Below are 17,806 nucleotides of genomic sequence, written 5' to 3'. Positions count from 1 at the left end.
CCAGAACGTTTCGTTATGACAATTAAACGGTACTTCCGTTCTTTGTTTAATGTGATAAGTGACTTTAGTTAGGATCCAAGCTTATTAAGAATCGATCACTGAAGCGTTTTCTGGCTCTTGGAATGGGTTATCACTATTAATATGATCATAAAACATTACACCATTTAAATGATCAATTTCATGTTGGAACACAATAGCTGCCATACCACGGAGGCGAAGTTTAACTTCGTTCCCTTCAAGATCTGTTCCTTTAACAGTAATTCGAGCGTAACGAGGAACATAACCTGGTACATCACGATCTACTGATAAGCAACCTTCCCCAGAGGATAAGTATGCTTTTTCAACCGAGTGGCTGACAATTCGCGGATTAAATAATCCGTAGCTATACACTTTATCGTCAAAGTCAGTAAAGTGAACAGCCAACATGCGTTTGCTAATATTAATTTGTGGTGCTGCAATACCGACGCCCGGGCGTAAGTTGTATTGAGCAGCTAGTTCATCATCTTGGCTGTTCTTTATAAATTGAAGCATTTCTTCTAATAGTTGTTGCTCCTCTTCTGTAGGAGGCAATGTGACTTCGTCAGCTACTTCGCGTAGGACTGGATGCCCTTCACGAACGATATCATCCATAGTAATCATAAGATTTACACAATCCTTTCTAGCTTGTTCATAATGTATAGTGTACCACACAAAGAAGCTGGTATGGAATATTTGGCATCATCTTGGGGTATGTTTGCTTTTTATTTGCATAAAGTACGAATGGAACATTCTGTTACATAATATGCATAGATGTAACAGTTTTGTAACTTTTTGTTGATTATATATGATATACTGGTGAAGATTCTTTCAATTTGGGAGGATGAAACGCCTTAAGGAGGAAATAGACATTGCGCTTAGGAAAATTAATCTCTGTACTGGTACTATCTGCTGTCCTTCTCACTGCGTGTAATAATGGTCCGTCTGCTGCTGAACAAATGTACGACCATCTAGAGCAAGCTGTGACATTAGAAGATACATTCAAGGACCAGCAAGACCCACTTGTTCAATTAGAACAACAAGAAACGGAACTTTATAACGAAATTATCAATCTTGGAATGAAAGAATTTGAGGAAATTGAAAAATTATCTCAAGAAGCATTAGAGATTGTAAAGAAACGTCAGGAAAAGCTTGAAGTTGAGAAAGAAAGCATTGAATCAGCTAAAGAGGAATTCGATAATGTAAAACCCCTCATAGAGGATTTAGAGTCTGATGAAGCAAAAGAAAAAGCAAATGAACTAGTAGAAGCATTCAATAAACGATTTGACGCATATCAGGAACTTTATAAAGCATATGAGAAATCTAATGAACTTGATAAAGAACTTTATAATATGTTCCAAGATCAAGAATTGACTCAAGAAAAGTTAGAGGAACAAGTTGATAAGATTAACAAGAGTTACGAGACTGTCATTGAGAAGAACGAAAGCTTTAATAAGCTTACAAAAGAGTACAATGACCTAAAAAGAGAGTTCTATGAAGCTGCAGAATTAAACATTGATTTTGATGATTCTTCAGAAGAAGACCAAACAAACTCTTCAGATAATTCTTCATCAGAGGAAGATGGAAGTTCAGAAACGAATGAGGATCAATCAGAAGAAGATCAGAATAATGACGAAAAATAAGCTGTCCATATAGGACAGCTTATTTTTATTTAATGCCTTGTCATGGGCTTTGTGAAAGAGGAACAAAAGAATGTCTGTCTCCATTTCGTTAGCTGTTATTGATACAGTGTTGAAAATACACTGATACAGATATGGGAGCATTTGGGTGTGACTGATCTTTTTGAAGGATGGGAACGAATTATTCGTTAGTGGGAACAAAGTGTTTGACGAAATAGTTCTTCATAAGCTAAACTACTAAGTGTTGAAAAAGTTGTACCATTACTTTTTGCCAGACGTATGAAACAGATACTTATATAAGCTGCTATAAAACGATTATGTTCCTCAAAGTGAGGGTAAACATTATAAGAGCAAATTCGGTACACATTTTTTTTGCTTTTGGGAAAGCTAATAAAAGTAAATTTAATATGGATAAGAAAGGAAGAGGTGAAGAACTTTGAAACGCACGATCGAAAATGTTGAAAACCAATTTGAAACGTTTCAAATCTTAAACGAAGACGGCGAAGTTGTGAACCAAGACGCTATGCCTGATCTTTCTGATGAAGACTTACAAGAGTTAATGCGCCGTATGGTGTATACTCGTATTCTTGACCAACGCTCAATTGCTTTAAACCGTCAAGGACGCTTAGGATTCTACGCTCCAACAGCTGGACAGGAGGCTTCTCAGCTAGGAAGTCATTTTGCTATGGAGAAAGAAGATTTCTTACTACCAGGATATCGTGATGTGCCTCAGTTAATCTGGCATGGCCTTCCACTATACCAAGCATTCCTATTCTCTCGTGGTCACTTCCACGGTAACCAAATGGGCGAAGTTAACGCAGTAAGCCCACAAATTATTATCGGTGCTCAAATCACACAAACTGCTGGTGTAGCACTTGGTATGAAGAAACGCGGTAAGAAAAATGTTGCTGTTACGTACACTGGTGACGGTGGCGCTTCTCAAGGTGACTTCTACGAAGGTATGAACTTTGCTGGTGCATTTGGTGCTCCTGCGATCTTCATCGTACAAAACAACCGCTATGCAATCTCTGTTCCAGTTGAAAAGCAGTCTGCTGCGCAAACTATTGCTCAAAAAGCTGTTGCAGCTGGTATCGATGGCGTACAAGTAGACGGCATGGACGTTCTTGCAGTTTACAAAGCTACTCAAGATGCTCGTGAGCGTGCAATCAACGGTGAAGGCCCGACTCTAATTGAGACGTTAACTTACCGTTACGGTCCACACACGATGGCAGGGGACGACCCAACTCGCTACCGTGTTGAAGATGAAGAAAACGAATGGGAAAAGAAAGACCCATTAGTTCGTTTCCGTAAATTCTTAGAAGCTAAAGGCCTATGGTCTGAAGATAAAGAAAATGAAGTAATCGAAAACGCTAAAGAAGAAATTAAAGCTGCGATTAAGAAAGCAGATGAGCAACCAAAACAAAAGGTTACTGACCTAATTTCTCTTATGCACGAAGAACTTCCACAAAACCTACAAGATCAAATGGAAGAATATAAAGAAAAGGAGTCGAAGTAAGCCATGGCACAAATGACAATGATCCAAGCTATTACTGATGCAATGCGCACAGAGCTTAAAAATGATGAAAACGTGCTTATCTTCGGTGAAGACGTTGGTCAAAACGGCGGTGTATTCCGTGCGACTGAAGGTCTTCAAGCTGACTTTGGTGAAGATCGCGTATTTGACACACCACTAGCTGAGTCTGGTATTGGTGGTATGGCAATTGGTCTAGCACTTCAAGGATTCCGTCCGGTACCTGAGATTCAGTTCTTTGGTTTCGTATTTGAAGTAATGGACGCAATCAGCGGTCAAATGGCACGTTACCGTTACCGTTCTGGTAATTCTTACAACATGCCTGTAACAGTACGTTCTCCATTTGGTGGTGGTGTACACACACCTGAACTACACGCGGATTCTCTAGAAGGACTAATGGCGCAACAGCCTGGACTTAAAGTTGTTATCCCATCAACTCCATATGATGCGAAAGGACTTCTTATCCAGTCTATCCGTGACAACGATCCTGTTATCTTCTTAGAGCACATGAAACTTTACCGTTCATTCCGTGGCGAAGTACCTGAAGAAGAATACACAATTGAATTAGGTAAAGCAGACGTTAAGCGTGAAGGTAAAGACGTTACATTAGTAGCATACGGTGCTATGGTTCACTCTGCTCTTAAAGCTGCAGAACAGTTAGAAAAAGACGGTGTTGATGCTGAAGTAATCGACTTACGTACAGTAAGCCCAGTAGATTATGAAACAATCATTGAATCCGTAGAGAAAACGAACCGTGTCGTAGTTATTCAAGAAGCTCAAAAGCAAGCGGGTATCGTTGCACACGTTGCTTCTGAAATTCAAGAACGTGCAATCTTACACCTAGAAGCTCCAGTTCTTCGTGTAGCAGCACCTGACACAGTTTATCCATTCTCTTCAGCTGAGGAAGTTTGGTTACCAAACCACAACGACATCCTTGAAAAAGTAAATACAGTAATGAACTTTTAATCCAACTTACGATAGGAGGGAATCATAATGGCTTACGAATTTAAGCTACCGGATATCGGTGAAGGTATCCACGAAGGCGAAATTGCAAAATGGTTTGTAAAAAAAGGTGACGAAGTTAAAGAAGACGATGTTCTTTGCGAAGTCCAAAACGATAAAGCAGTTGTAGAAATCCCTTCTCCAGTTGATGGTACGGTTACAGACGTTCACGTTGACGAAGGTGAAGTTACAACTGTAGGTACGGTTATTATCACATTTGACGCACCTGATTATGAAGACAACACTGGCGGTTCTGATGAAGGTTCTAAAGAAGAGGAGAAGCAAGAAGAAGCTCCTAAAGAAGAATCTACTCAAAATGACCAAGAGCAAGAACCAGCTGCACAAGATGACGAAGCAAGCGACAAGCGCGTGATTGCAATGCCATCGGTTCGTAAATACGCACGTGAGAACAACGTGAATATTGCGAAAGTATCTGGGTCTGGTAAGAATAGCCGTATTCTTAAAGAAGACATTGACGCTTACCTAAACGGTGGTCAAACTTCTGAAGCAACTGAAACAGAAGCTGATGAAGCTCCAGCTCAAGAAGACGCAGAGACTCAAACACAAGCTGCACCTCAAGGTCAGTACCCAGAGTCTCGTGAGAAGATGAGCGGTATGCGTAAAGCGATCTCTAAAGCAATGGTTAACTCTAAGCAAACAGCTCCTCACGTTACACTTATGGATGAAGTAGACGTAACTGAGCTAGTTGCTCACCGTAAGAAGTTTAAACAAGTTGCTGCAGATCAAGATATCAAACTTACGTACCTTCCATACGTAGTACGTGCTCTAGTTTCAACACTTAAGAAGTACCCAATCTTGAATACTTCTCTAGATGATGAAACTCAAGAAATCGTACACAAGCACTACTACAACATCGGTATTGCTGCAGACACTGATAAAGGTCTTGTTGTACCAGTTGTTAAAGATGCTGACCGTAAGTCAATCTTTGGTATTTCTTCTGAAATCAATGAATTGGCAGGAAAAGCACGTGATGGTAAACTATCAGGTGAGGAGATGAAAGGCGCTTCTTGCACAATCACAAACATTGGTTCTGCTGGTGGTCAGTGGTTCACACCTGTTATTAACCACCCAGAAGTTGCAATCCTTGGTATCGGCCGTATTGCAGAAAAACCAGTTGTTAAAGATGGCGAAGTAGTCGTAGCTCCGGTTCTTGCATTATCTCTAAGCTTCGACCACCGTCTAATCGATGGTGCGACTGCACAGAACGCAATGAACCAAATCAAACGTTTACTGAACGATCCACAACTAATCATGATGGAGGCGTAATCGTATGGTAGTAGGAGATTTTCCAATCGAACTTGACACGCTTGTTGTCGGTGCTGGACCTGGTGGCTATGTAGCTGCCATCCGTGCCGCTCAAGAAGGTCAAAACGTAACAATTGTAGACAAAGGTAATCTTGGTGGTGTTTGTTTAAACGTTGGGTGTATCCCATCTAAAGCACTAATCCAAGCTGGTCACCGCTACGAGCACGCACATGGTGCTGACGAAATGGGAATTAAAACAGAAAACGTTTCTGTTGACTTCTCTAAAGTTCAAGAGTGGAAAGGCCAAGTAGTAAACAAACTGACTAGCGGTGTTGAAAGCCTTCTTAAAGGAAACAAAGTTGACATCGTAAAAGGTGAAGTATTCTTCGTAGACAAAAATACTGTACGTGTTATGGACGAGAAGAATGCTCAAACGTATACGTTCAACAACTGTATTATTGCAACAGGTTCTCGTCCAATCGAGCTTCCTACGTTTAAATACAGTGAGCGTGTAATCCATTCAACAGGTGCTCTTAACCTTGATGAGATTCCTGAGAAAATGGTTGTTATCGGTGGTGGGTATATCGGTACTGAACTTGGTACTGCATATGCAAACTTCGGTACAGAAGTAACGATTCTTGAAGGTCAAGATGACATTCTTTTAGGTTTCGAAAAACAAATGCGTCAGCTTGTTAAAAAGAACCTTAAGAACAAAGGTGTTAACATCGTTACAAACGCAATGGCTCAAGGTGTTGAGGAAACAGATAGTGGCGTAACAGTAAGTTACGAAGCTAAAGGTGAAACTCAAAAAGTTGATGCAGATTACGTTCTTGTAACAGTAGGTCGTAAGCCTAACACAGACGAGCTTGGTTTAGAACAAGCTGGTGTAGAAATGGATGATAAAGGCCTAATCAAGATCGACAAACAGTGTCGCTCTAATGTGGACAACATCTATGCAATTGGCGATATCGTTGCTGGACCTCCACTTGCTCACAAAGCATCTTACGAAGGTAAGATCGCGGCTGAAGCAATTAGTGGCCTTGCTTCTGAAATTGATTACCACGGCATCCCAGCTGTTGTATTCTCTGAGCCAGAACTTGCAAGCGTTGGTTACACTGAACAAGAAGCAAAAGATGCTGGTTACGAAGTGAAAGCTGCTAAGTTCCCATTCGCTGCGAATGGACGTGCGCTTTCTCTTAACAACACAGATGGCTTCTTGAAGCTAGTAACTCGTAAAGACGACGGTCTTGTTATTGGTGCTCAAATCGCTGGTGCAAACGCTAGTGACATGATTGCTGAACTAGGTTTAGCGATCGAATCTGGCATGACTGCAGAAGACTTAGCTCTTACAATCCATGCTCACCCAACTCTTGGTGAGATCTCTATGGAAGCTGCAGAAGTAGCTCTAGGTAAACCAATTCACACTGTCTAATCTTTTATATCAAAATCCCCTGATCGTACCGATCAGGGGATTTTTTATGTTTAATTTAATGTTGTTGGTCTTGCTTATATGCTTATTCAGGAATAGGGCGGCAGTCTTGAAAACCTCGAAGCCAAGAAACTTGGTCAGGATAGGTCCGTTGCTAGAATAGTGGTTGAGCAGGCTTGGGGACAACTCGCTTTCCTGCGGGGAGCTGGGAAGTCTCCTCAATCGCTACGCTCTTTCCGGGGTCTCCCCTAAGCTCCTTACCCCGCGGGAGTCTCGCAGTCCCCAAGCCTGCCCTGATGCTAATTAAGTGAACGGACCCGCTTATTGAAGTTGCTCTTAAGCCCCCAAACTCCCAATTATTGCTCGTTTTCGTCTATTCATATTTGGCAAAGGTGGGCCTGGAAATTGCGAGACTCCTGCGAGGGAAAGAGGTCGACGAGACCCCGCAGGGTGGTTTCCCGAGGAGGCTGTTAAAAGATAGAGGAAGTTCGACTAAGACCGTCACGTCCTGTGACAACGTCGAACGACCCCACGTCATGTGAGGCCGCGGAAAGCGAGTGATTTCCAGGCCCACCTTACGCTTTATTTAGGTTAACGGAAACGACTCTCTCCATCTATCGCATAACAAAACCATCTAAACTTCGAGTCATCCATTTAAGGGGGGGCAATTTTATGAGAATAAATACCATCAGGACAAAAAAACGTTACCGATGTGGTAACGTTTTAGGAGGAGGGGAGCTTTTGTATGGAATCGTTTATGACTTTAAGAATGTCATTCTTTGCTTTCTTGCCAGAAATGGTTGCCATTGTACTTCCTTCTCTTTGTATGACTAATGCTGGATATTGATGGATTGTTTTTCTCTCTTTGGCTTCTGTTGTAGACCGGGTTTTCGTCAGGGTAAGAGGAGACGTATGATTATCATTTGACAATTTTAATTCTAAGAGTGCGTTAATATATTCTTCTTCTAGCTCAATTGTAGCCTTATTCGAGTAGAAGAAAACTTCATAATCTTCTGTTGGATTCATTTTATATACATCCACGGAAGCATCTTGTTGGTCCGTGCATGATCCAGTAAATAGGACTAATAAAAATGCCAATGGAAGCCACTTCATGCTCAAAACATGCTTCACCTACCTACTTGCTATATTGTTATGTTCATTGTATCAGACATTTTCTTTTATTCTCCTAATGTTATCTAAATGTTATCTAAATGAAAAATACTCTACATGTCTGAAACATATACTGTAATAAAGCATGTCCGAGTAGGGGAGGTGGTTAGAATTGAGCAGGAAATATTGGTTTTTATATAATGTCCTCTTTATCTTTTGGAGTGGTTATTTACTTGTTATTCATATTTCAAGGAAAGACCATTGGATGTTTCAAGCTATATTGTTTGGTTTGTTTCTAGTTGTTATAACCCAGCTTCTGAACAGGTACCATTTTTCTAAAAAAGAAAGCTTGCCACACGTGATAGCGAGCTTTGCATTAATAACGGGAGGGCATATGTTATATACTTGGATTACACTGCTATGAAATTGATGGACAATATAAAAACGCTTAGAGTTTTTAACTCTAAGCGTTGTGTCGTTATAGGTTAATTCTCTTGTTTTGGTTTTCTTTTCTGTCTGGTTAACGGATACCGTTGTGCCTCTTCTTTAAATGATTTTAGAAGGGAGAAAACCATTAAAATCATAATCATAGCAAAAGGAAACGCAGCAATAATGGCAGCCGTTTGTAATGCCCCCAAGCCTCCTTGCCAAAGTAAGACAGCCGCTGCGGTAGATTGTACAATTCCCCAAATAAATTTTACTTGATTAGATGGGTTAAGATCGCCATTAGTTGTCTGCATTCCTAACACAAATGTTGCCGAGTCAGCTGATGTAATAAAAAATGTGCTAATCAGTAAGATGGCTATAACAGACATAACTCCACCAATGGGTACTTGATCAAGTACGCTGAATAAAGCCACTTCTGAACCATTCTCTGCTACTAGTTCTTGTATCTTAGCATCTTCAAAAAACTCTAAGTTTATCGCGGTTCCACCGAACACAGAGAACCATAAGGCTCCGAATATAGTCGGAACAAGCAAAACCCCTAGAATAAATTCACGAACGGTGCGTCCCTTGGAAACCCGTGCGATAAATGTGCCTACAAATGGCGCCCAGGCAATCCACCAAGCCCAGTAAAAGATTGTCCAGTCCTGCGTCCATGAGTTCTGTTCAAAAGGGCTTAATTTAAAGCTCATAGAGGGCAAGTTTTGTAAATAACTGCCGAATGTGGTGGTGAATAAGTCCATAATAAAGTTTGTTGGCCCTGCAAATAAGAGGAACAGCATTAATGCAATAGCCAATACGATATTGGTATTACTTAAATATTTAATCCCTTTATTCAGACCGGTTTGAGCCGAAATCATGTAAAGGAACGTTACGATTAATATTATGGTTAACTGTACCATAAACGTATCTTCTAACCCATCAATTAAAAACGTGACTCCCCCCGAGATTTGTTTGGCGCCAAATCCAAGAGAAGTAGCTACTCCAAAAATAGTGGCAAACACTGCTATAAAATCGACTAATGTTCCTAAAGCCCCGCTAGTACGTTTTTCTCCAAGTAGGGGAGTTAAGATAGAACTGATCAGCCCTGGAGCTTCTTTTCTAAATTGGAAGTAGGCAAGGGCCAAGGCGATGACTGCGTAAATGCCCCATGGATGAAGCCCCCAATGGAAGAAGCTGTATCGAAGTGCTTCTCGTGCTGCTGCTGGAGTTTGGGATTCAGCAAGGGGAGGGTTATGGAAATGAGCTATAGGTTCAGCTGCTCCCCAGAAAATTAGTCCAATTCCCATCCCTGCGCTAAACAGCATAGCAAACCATGTAATATACGGGTATTCTGGTTCATCTGTGTCTTTTCCAAGCTTAATATTTCCATACTTTGAAAAGATGAGAAAAATAGCAAAGATCAAAAATCCTGTTGAAGACAACAAGTAAAACCAACCAAACTTCTCCACTAAAAATCCTTGAATGTTACTTGTTACAGTATTTAAGTTGTAATTGGGTAGTGTTTCTTTCGGGATTACTCCCCAAATGATGAATAAAATGGCTACACCAATAGAAAGGAAAAATACCTTTGTTACGTTTTTCATTAAAGCTTCTCATTCCTTTCAGGATACCTTGCTTAAATAGGCAAGGAATGACCTGATGAGCTATTCCAAACATTAATCCTGAAGCTGTATTAGAGTATATTTATCACGTGAAATTTCCTCTAGTTCCTCTAATACATCATGTAGACAAAGTAGCTCATAAATGACGATTGTCTGGGGTGGGAAATGGTGACGATACTTCGAGTTTTGTTCAATATGCTCTTCTTTCCAGTGCCAGAATTCTTTGTCTAATGCTTCAATTTGTTTGAAGTGTTCATCTGTCATTTCATGTGATGGTGTTCTTAATATTTCCGCCATCGAAGAAATGATACTTAAGATTAGGGATTTTTCATCTTTACTAAAGGCATTCACATTTAATTTAACGTACTGTAGGTTTCCTAAATGATAAACAATTTGTTGTAATGTGTTTAATTTCTTTTGTGCGTACTGGAAGGCTTGCATGTCTTGTGTGGAATGCTTATGGTACTTCCATTCTTCACGCTGGAATTGGGAAAGCTGATACGTCTTCTCCAATTTAAAGGTTAGTTGCCTGTAAGCGCGCTGCATACGTTTACTTTCTTGAGATTGCTTGTCCATACATGTTTGAAGTGTATGGTCTAAGATATCTGCTGCTTGGCAAAATAGATTCTCTACATTTCTGTAGATCATTTTAGAATAATCTGGTGGAAGCAAGAAAAAGTTCACAAGACTTGAAACGACAATACCAATTGATGTTGTTCCAAGTCTGGTGAAAAAGGATAGAATGTAATTGCTATCGAAATCAGGAATCATGGCAACAGCCGTTATAGTTGCAACTAATATACCATCATAGAGCTTAAGTCTGTAGCAAACGGCAATGGTCAAGGTTGCTGCTAAAGCAAATGTTAAAGCATTTTGACCTAGTAGACCAAATGCTAATGCTGCTAGTAAAGCTCCGATTGCTGATGCAGGGAATCGAACAAGTGCTTTTTTTATGGAATCCGCAGCAGTGTTTTCAACCGTTACAATGGCTGTTATGACTGCAAAGGTTACGGGTAAATCAAATAATAAACATATAAAAGCTGTTAAGAAGACAGAAATACCTGTCTTAAGAGTTCGGCTACCTAGGAAATTGAATTTTTTTAATAAAGATACCATTGATCTCACCTTATCAATTTTATTGAAGGAACAAAGTCCTATTCTTTATTTTATTAAATGTTTTTGTTAAAAAACAATAGGATATCGGAAATGTCTTTATTATAATGGTAATGTGCACCATGTTATTACATATATAGGGGGAAACAAAAATGAAAAAATGGATGATGCTAGTATTGCTTGTTTCCATCTTTAGTTTAGCCGCTTGTGCTCAAGATGAAACAACCGGAAAAACAGAAGATGAATCAACCAATCAAGAGGAACAAGACAACGAAGAAGAGAATACAGATGTGAAGAGTGAAGACACAAATGATAGCGTGACGGCAGAGGAAGGTGATAGTACCTCTGATGAAGAAAAAGATTCAGAAGAAGAAGCAAAAGAAGATGAGGAGGTAGCTACGGAAGAGCCGGTTGAGACAAAGTATAAAATTAACGGTGTTTCATCAGTTGTTCCCTTAGAAGGAAAAGAGGGGGTAAACGAACAAGTTGTTTTACTTACGATTGATGATGCCCCTGATGAATATGGGTTAGAAATGGCGAAAACACTAAAAGAACTAAATGCACCTGCAATCTTTTTCGTAAATGGTCATTTTATTGAATCGAAGGAAAAGCAAGAGATACTTAAACAAATTCATGAAATGGGCTTTGAAATAGGGAACCACACCTATACTCACCAGAAGCTTGACGAAGTTAGCCAGGAAAAGCAACGAGAAGAAATCATTAGCCTTAGTAACAAAATTGAGGAGATTATAGGTGAACGACCAAAGTTCTTCCGTGCACCACACGGAGTAAACACTGATTATGCCCTTCAAGTGGTTGAGGAAGAAGGAATGGTCCAGATGAACTGGAGCTACGGGTATGATTTTAAGGCTGATTACATGACAAAAGAATCCATTACAGATATTATGGTGAACACTCCGCTACTTGGAAATGGATCAAATTTACTGATGCATGACCGTGAATGGACATCAGCAGCCCTTGGAGATATTGTTCAAGGTCTAAGAGATAAAGGATATGATTTTGTAAATCCTGCTGAAATTCAAACACAAAGTGAATAACGGTTCCTAAAGAAGTCTTCTGCAGAAGGCTTCTTTTTTCTATGTAAGCTCCTATTTGTGAAATGCGCGTTAGAGCTGGATAGAGAACCACCTTAACTTACAACATAGTTTACATAAACAATAACAATGTCTTTGTTTCGATCCTCAAGATTACCGCTGTTAATCATGTCTAAATAACCGCTAATTAATATATGAATAAAAACAACATTTTTCTGAAGACAAGCTATATTTAGTGCACGCCCCGCGTATAGTTTACTAAGTAAGGCGTTGGAACTTTTAACTTGAATACCAGTGTAAAGGAGGGAAATTTACTTAATTTAATAGTATTGCCCAAATTATAATATGACATACTAATTAAGGGTTGAAATCTTTTATATGTCATACTATAATGTAATTAAGTTAAATGAAAACGCTAACAAAGGAGTTGGATATTCAATGGGTACTATTGTTTGTCAGGATTGTCAGGGGATCATTGATCACTATGAGGATGAGAAGGTATCAACTCTTTACGGAACGTGCACCACTTGTAACGAAGATGAATAACTAAGAGGGTTCTAGAATAACAAAAAGCAAAACACATAAAGATAGCAGAGGACGAAATCAAACTAGATTTCGTCCTCTGCTCATTTTAATTGAAATTGTTTTTCACTTATCGAAACGCTTTATGTTCCTTAATTACACGAATGGTTTCAAGCGTTTCGTCTTCTGGTCCTTGAACAGGTAAGCCAGCATCCATATTGGAGTGGATGTACTGAATGTTTTCTTTTGTAATGATTTCACCTGGAAGCCATATTGGTATGCCAGGAGGGTAAACCATAACAAACTCTGCGCTAATTCTTCCGATAGAATGATCTAAGGAAACAATTTCTGTATCCGCATAAAAAGCATCTCTCGGTGATAATGCAAGTACCGGAATATCAGGAACTTCTACCTGCAATGCTTCTTCATCTTTATTCTTTACTTCAAATTCTTCTGAAAGTATTTGTAATGCATGGACTAAAATACTTGTTTCTTCTTCTGTATCTCCGGGTGTAACGATACAAAGGATGTTATAGAGGTCTGAGAGCTCAACTTCAATATTAAAACGTTCTCTAAGCCACACCTCTACGTCATATCCCGTGATTCCCAACTGTTTAACCGATATGATGAGTTTCGTTGGATCGTAATCGTACGTTGCGTTACTCCCAAGAATTTCATCTCCAACACATAGAAGGTGAGAAATATTATTGATTTGTTTTCTAGTTTTTTCAGCAAGCTTGATCGTATTCTCAATCAGAGTGCGTCCATTAATGGCCAAATGCTTTCTAGCAGCGTCTAAAGAAGCTAACAATATATAAGATGTAGATGTAGTGGTCAGCATTGAAAGAACAGATTGAACACGCTCAGGAGTCACATAGCGAGATTTTAAGTTTAGTACAGAGCTTTGTGTTAAAGATCCTCCTAATTTGTGTACGCTAGTCGCTGCCATATCTGCTCCGGCTTGCATGGCAGACAGAGGTAATTCCTCATGAAAATGAATATGCACTCCGTGAGCTTCGTCTACTAAAACTGGTACATCGTATGAATGGGCGATTTCAACTATTTTCTTTAAGTCAGCTGATATACCGAAATAAGTAGGGTTAATGACGAATACTCCCTTAGCGTCAGGGTTTGCGGTCAGGGCTTTTTGGACGGCTTCTGGTGTGATTCCATGAGAGATACCTAAATTCTCATCTAATTCTGGATGGATAAAGACAGGAGTAGCTCCTGAAAATATAATGGCTGATGTCACAGATTTATGAACATTTCTCGGGACGACAATTTTATCACCGGGGTGACAAACTGACATAATCATGGCCATGATAGCTCCACTTGTTCCCTGAACAGAGAAGAATGTATGATTGGCACCAAATGCTTCTGCAGCAAGGTTTTGTGCCTCTTTAATCATGCCATGTGGATGGTGAAGATCATCCAATGGGCTTATGTTAATTAAATCAATCGATAGTGCCTGATCTCCTATAAACTGTCTAAATTCCTCATTCATCCCTTTTCCTGTTTTATGACCTGGTATGTGGAATTGAACAGGTTTTTGATTTGCATGTTCTAATAGCCCTGTAAACAAGGGCGTGCGCTGTTGAGACAAATGCAACACCTCTTAATCATTTAGTAAAGCAAAGAAAGTATAGCAAAAGAGGGGAAGAAAAGCTAGATACTCACACAAAAAAACATTTTCTGATACGATAGGAGAAGATTGAATATTTTGAATAAGGTGGTCGAGGGAATGTATGAAACTCGTGTAACACGTTTATTAAATATAAAGTATCCGATTATTCAAGGTGGTTTAGCTTATTTAGCCTATTCAGACCTTGCCTCATCTGTTTCAAATGCAGGAGGCCTTGGGCAAATTACAGCCATGAGCTTATCGTCACCCGAAGCTTTGAGGGAAGAAATACATAAGGTAAAACAAAATACAGAGAAACCATTTGGCGTGAATTTTGCTATTGGACAACATGGAAGAACTTTTGAAGATATGGTTCAAGTAGCAATAAATGAACAGGTACCCGTTATATCTGTTACAGGTGGAAACCCTAAACCGGTTTTAGATATGGTGAAACCTCACTCTATCAAGACACTTGTTCTGGTTGCGGCAAAGCGTCAAGCTGTTAAAGCGGAAGCGTTAGGAGCCGATGCCGTGATGGTCGTAGGGCAAGAAGGAGGAGGGCACCTTGGAAGGGGGGATGTAGGAACAATGGTTCTTACTCCTCAGGTTGTTGATGCGGTTTCCATACCAGTTATCGCCTCAGGTGGTATTGGAGACGGTAGGGGATTCATGGCTGCCCTTGCTCTTGGGGCAGAAGGAATTGAGATGGGAACTCGCTTTATTGCAACACAGGAATGTCGCCATGCTCACCCCTCTTATAAACAAGCTATCATTGATGGAGACGAACAAGCGACTGTAGTCATTAAACGATCTCTTGGAACACCTGCGAGAGCTTTACTAAATCCTTGGACAGAAGAAATTCTGAAATTAGAACAAGACGATCCAGGTATAAGCGTGTTAAAATCGTATATCGACGGGGAAGCAAACAAAAAATATATTTATGAAGGAAACCACAATAAAGGATTTGGTTGGGCTGGACAAGTGATAGGGAGAATCCAAGATATACCTACTGTAGAAACGTTGATACAAAGTATAGTTGATGAAGCAGACCAGATTCGAACAACGTGGCAGAGATAAGGAGTGAAACCATGAGTGCTGATTATAATTATCCATTAGATACAGAACATTGGACAACGGAAGAGGTAATAGATGTCGTTAACTTTTATCATTTAATAGAAAAGGCGAACGAAGATGGGGTTAAGAAGGAAGACCTTATGCTTAGTTATAATCGTTTTAAGCAAATTGTGCCTTCTAAAAGTGAAGAGAAGACGCTAGGAGCAGAATTTGAGCGACAATCCGGTTATTCTATATATAAGACGGTAAAACTGGCTCGTAACGCTAGTGATGGCGACATCGTTAAAGTTTAACTAACGTAAAAAGACTAAACCTTCATGAAGGTTTAGTTTTTTTTAGCACTTATTCATCGTAATAGTGTAATGTGTCAAAATCCGTCGCATTAGAAAAGACTGTTCCTTAGAAGGAACAGTCTTTTTTAAAAGGATTTATTGCTTACCTTTTTTAGCGTCTTTTTCACGTTCGTTTTTGTTAAGGATCTTCTTACGCAGACGTACGTTTTCTGGTGTAACTTCACAGAACTCGTCGTCGTCAAGGTATTGGATCGCTTCTTCAAGGGTCATTTTACGAACACCTTTGATTGTATTCGTTTGGTCTTTGTTAGCTGAACGGATGTTTGTAAGGTGTTTTTCCTTTGTGATGTTAACCGTTAAGTCGTTCTCGCGGTTGTGCTCACCAACAATCATACCTGCGTATACGTCTGTAGTTGGTTCAACAAAGATCGTACCACGGTCTTCAAGCTGCATAATTCCGTAAGTGGAAGCTTTACCGTTCTCAAGAGCAACAAGTACTCCGCGACGACGTCCACCAACTGTACCTTCTACAACAGGCTCATAGCCATCAAATGTATGGTTAAGAATACCGTAACCACGTGTTTGAGACATAAATTCAGTTGCATAACCGATTAAGCCACGGGAAGGAACTTTGAACTCTAAGCGAACTTGTCCATTACCATCGTTCATCATGTCTAACATTTCGCCTTTGCGATAGCCAAGAGATTCCATAACCGTACCTTGATAATCTTCTGGAACGTCCACTTGTACGCGTTCCATTGGTTCGCATTTTACACCGTCAACTTCTTTGATAATAACCTGTGGTTTTGAGATCTGTAGCTCGTAACCTTCACGGCGCATGTTCTCAATAAGAATTGATAAGTGAAGCTCACCACGACCACTTACGATCCATTTATCAGGAGATTCAGTTTCTTGAACACGTAAACTAACATCTGTTTCTAGTTGTGTTAGAAGACGTTCTTCAATTTTACGCGCAGTGATGAATTTACCTTCTTTACCTGCAAATGGACTGTTGTTTACTAAGAACGTCATTTGTAGAGTAGGCTCATCAATACGAGGGATTGGTAACGCTTCTGGTGAATCTTGACTCGTTACTGTCTCTCCAACGTTAATTCCTTCAAGACCAGCTACAGCGACAATGTCACCTGCTTTCGCTTCTTGAATTTCAACTCGTTTCAGGCCAATGAAGCCATAAAGCTTCGAGATGCGGAAGTTTTGAACAGAACCATCTTTCTTCATTAGGGAAACAGGTTGTCCAACAGCAATACTTCCACGGAAAACACGTCCAACACCGATACGACCTACATATTCGTTATAGTCTAGTAAGGTGATTTGGAATTGTAGTCCTTCGTCAGAGTTGTCTACTGGAGCTGGGATGTTCTCCATAATCGTTGTGAAGATTGGATCCATTGTTTCTTGTTGGTCTTCTGGCTCTACTCCTGAAGTACCTTGAAGTGCAGAAGCATAAACAACCGGGAATTCCAGCTGGTCTTCGTCTGCGCCTAATTCGATGAATAGATCTAATACTTCATCTACGACTTCTTCAGGACGGGCATTTGGACGGTCGATTTTATTTAATACAACCACTGGTGTTAATTTTTGCTCTAGCGCTTTCTTAAGAACGAAGCGAGTTTGAGGCATACACCCTTCATAGGCATCAACAACAAGTAGTACACCGTCTACCATCTTCATAATCCGTTCCACTTCACCGCCAAAGTCGGCGTGGCCAGGTGTATCTAAAATATTGATGTGCGTATCGTTATATGAAATGGCTGTGTTTTTCGCTAAAATTGTGATTCCACGCTCTTTCTCAAGATCGTTGGAATCCATTGCACGATCGTCTACGTGTTCATTATCACGGAATGTACCAGAGTAGTGAAGCATTTGGTCAACTAACGTTGTTTTACCGTGGTCAACGTGGGCGATAATTGCAATATTTCTTAGGTCTTGTCTTACGTTCATTCCTTAATACTCTCCTCTATAGTTCGAATGGCGTTCTCATTGAACTAAGTTATTATAACATATATCACGGTGTTAATTGTGTTTAGCGTGATAATTTACATAAGTTTAATCCATTGTAAGCATGA

15 protein-coding genes are annotated in these 17,806 nt (G+C 40.0%); 9 read left to right on the top strand and 6 right to left on the bottom strand.

Annotation, left to right across the window (positions count from 1 at the left end; genetic code table 11):
• Positions 1–84 precede the first annotated feature (84 nt).
• Complete coding sequence (gene def / locus N780_RS04990) at positions 85–639, bottom strand: peptide deformylase (RefSeq protein ID WP_036780946.1); 555 nt, start codon at positions 637–639, stop codon at positions 85–87.
• 248 nt (positions 640–887) lie between these two features.
• Between def and N780_RS04985 the strand changes: the two genes are divergently transcribed.
• The 5 genes from N780_RS04985 (at position 888) to lpdA (ending at position 6,886) form a co-directional block, all read left to right on the top strand.
• Entirely contained in the window at positions 888–1,658 is a 771-nt protein-coding gene (locus N780_RS04985) for a YkyA family protein (protein WP_084599352.1), read from the top strand.
• A 433-nt stretch (positions 1,659–2,091) separates the two neighbouring features.
• Positions 2,092–3,171: a pyruvate dehydrogenase (acetyl-transferring) E1 component subunit alpha gene (gene pdhA / locus N780_RS04980; protein WP_036780944.1), complete on the top strand. Its 1,080-nt coding sequence runs from the start codon at positions 2,092–2,094 to the stop codon at positions 3,169–3,171.
• Between the two features lie 3 nt (positions 3,172–3,174).
• Positions 3,175–4,152 carry an alpha-ketoacid dehydrogenase subunit beta gene (locus N780_RS04975; protein ID WP_036780942.1) on the top strand — a complete coding sequence of 326 codons (978 nt, stop codon included), beginning with the start codon at positions 3,175–3,177 and terminating at the stop codon, positions 4,150–4,152.
• A 27-nt stretch (positions 4,153–4,179) separates the two neighbouring features.
• Positions 4,180–5,475: a dihydrolipoamide acetyltransferase family protein gene (locus N780_RS04970; RefSeq protein ID WP_036780940.1), complete on the top strand. Its 1,296-nt coding sequence runs from the start codon at positions 4,180–4,182 to the stop codon at positions 5,473–5,475.
• A gap of 4 nt (positions 5,476–5,479) precedes the next feature.
• Entirely contained in the window at positions 5,480–6,886 is a 1,407-nt protein-coding gene (gene lpdA / locus N780_RS04965; RefSeq protein ID WP_036780937.1) for a dihydrolipoyl dehydrogenase, read from the top strand.
• A gap of 720 nt (positions 6,887–7,606) precedes the next feature.
• Here lpdA and N780_RS04960 read toward each other — a convergent pair.
• From N780_RS04960 to N780_RS04945, 3 genes are all read right to left on the bottom strand, one after another.
• Positions 7,607–8,002 carry a hypothetical protein gene (locus N780_RS04960; protein WP_036780934.1) on the bottom strand — a complete coding sequence of 132 codons (396 nt, stop codon included), beginning with the start codon at positions 8,000–8,002 and terminating at the stop codon, positions 7,607–7,609.
• Positions 8,003–8,478: 476 nt separating this feature from the next.
• Entirely contained in the window at positions 8,479–10,023 is a 1,545-nt protein-coding gene (locus N780_RS04950; protein ID WP_036780929.1) for a glycine betaine uptake BCCT transporter, read from the bottom strand.
• Between the two features lie 72 nt (positions 10,024–10,095).
• A complete protein-coding gene (locus N780_RS04945; protein ID WP_036780927.1) occupies positions 10,096–11,157 on the bottom strand; it encodes an FUSC family protein in 1,062 nt (353 codons plus the stop codon).
• A gap of 149 nt (positions 11,158–11,306) precedes the next feature.
• On the opposite strand from N780_RS04945, the gene N780_RS04940 reads away from it, so the two are divergent.
• Both N780_RS04940 and N780_RS19425 read left to right on the top strand, forming a co-directional pair.
• The gene (locus N780_RS04940; RefSeq protein ID WP_036780925.1) at positions 11,307–12,212 is read left to right on the top strand and encodes a polysaccharide deacetylase family protein; all 906 of its coding nucleotides are present in this window, start codon (positions 11,307–11,309) and stop codon (positions 12,210–12,212) included.
• Between the two features lie 435 nt (positions 12,213–12,647).
• Complete coding sequence (locus tag N780_RS19425) at positions 12,648–12,755, top strand: GapA-binding peptide SR1P (RefSeq protein ID WP_084599350.1); 108 nt, start codon at positions 12,648–12,650, stop codon at positions 12,753–12,755.
• Between the two features lie 106 nt (positions 12,756–12,861).
• Here the strand turns inward: N780_RS19425 and N780_RS04935 are convergent, their stop codons facing one another.
• Positions 12,862–14,334 carry an aminotransferase class I/II-fold pyridoxal phosphate-dependent enzyme gene (locus N780_RS04935; protein WP_036780922.1) on the bottom strand — a complete coding sequence of 491 codons (1,473 nt, stop codon included), beginning with the start codon at positions 14,332–14,334 and terminating at the stop codon, positions 12,862–12,864.
• A gap of 138 nt (positions 14,335–14,472) precedes the next feature.
• On the opposite strand from N780_RS04935, the gene N780_RS04930 reads away from it, so the two are divergent.
• Together N780_RS04930 and N780_RS04925 are read left to right on the top strand one after the other, a co-directional pair.
• Entirely contained in the window at positions 14,473–15,429 is a 957-nt protein-coding gene (locus N780_RS04930; RefSeq protein WP_036780920.1) for an NAD(P)H-dependent flavin oxidoreductase, read from the top strand.
• 11 nt (positions 15,430–15,440) lie between these two features.
• Positions 15,441–15,719, top strand: coding sequence for a UPF0223 family protein (locus tag N780_RS04925; RefSeq protein WP_036780918.1), 279 nt, complete (start codon positions 15,441–15,443; stop codon positions 15,717–15,719).
• Positions 15,720–15,854: 135 nt separating this feature from the next.
• On the opposite strand, the gene typA is transcribed toward N780_RS04925, so the two are convergent.
• Positions 15,855–17,681 (bottom strand): translational GTPase TypA, encoded by a 1,827-nt coding sequence (gene typA, locus N780_RS04920; protein WP_036780915.1) that lies wholly within the window; start codon positions 17,679–17,681, stop codon positions 15,855–15,857.
• Positions 17,682–17,806 lie beyond the last annotated feature (125 nt).

This window comes from Pontibacillus chungwhensis BH030062 (assembly GCF_000770675.1).
In the GTDB taxonomy this organism is placed as follows: Bacteria; Bacillota; Bacilli; order Bacillales; family BH030062; genus Pontibacillus; species Pontibacillus chungwhensis.
This window is presented reverse-complemented; position numbering and strand designations above follow the sequence as displayed.

Coding starts and splice junctions, on each gene's coding strand:
- def (WP_036780946.1), bottom strand. CDS start 639: ATGATTACTATGGATGATATCGTTCGTGAAGGGCATCCAGTCCTACGC.
- N780_RS04975 (WP_036780942.1), top strand. CDS start 3,175: ATGGCACAAATGACAATGATCCAAGCTATTACTGATGCAATGCGCACA.
- N780_RS04970 (WP_036780940.1), top strand. CDS start 4,180: ATGGCTTACGAATTTAAGCTACCGGATATCGGTGAAGGTATCCACGAA.
- lpdA (WP_036780937.1), top strand. CDS start 5,480: ATGGTAGTAGGAGATTTTCCAATCGAACTTGACACGCTTGTTGTCGGT.
- N780_RS04950 (WP_036780929.1), bottom strand. CDS start 10,023: ATGAAAAACGTAACAAAGGTATTTTTCCTTTCTATTGGTGTAGCCATT.
- N780_RS04945 (WP_036780927.1), bottom strand. CDS start 11,157: ATGGTATCTTTATTAAAAAAATTCAATTTCCTAGGTAGCCGAACTCTT.
- N780_RS04940 (WP_036780925.1), top strand. CDS start 11,307: ATGAAAAAATGGATGATGCTAGTATTGCTTGTTTCCATCTTTAGTTTA.
- N780_RS19425 (WP_084599350.1), top strand. CDS start 12,648: ATGGGTACTATTGTTTGTCAGGATTGTCAGGGGATCATTGATCACTAT.
- N780_RS04930 (WP_036780920.1), top strand. CDS start 14,473: ATGTATGAAACTCGTGTAACACGTTTATTAAATATAAAGTATCCGATT.
- N780_RS04925 (WP_036780918.1), top strand. CDS start 15,441: ATGAGTGCTGATTATAATTATCCATTAGATACAGAACATTGGACAACG.
- typA (WP_036780915.1), bottom strand. CDS start 17,681: ATGAACGTAAGACAAGACCTAAGAAATATTGCAATTATCGCCCACGTT.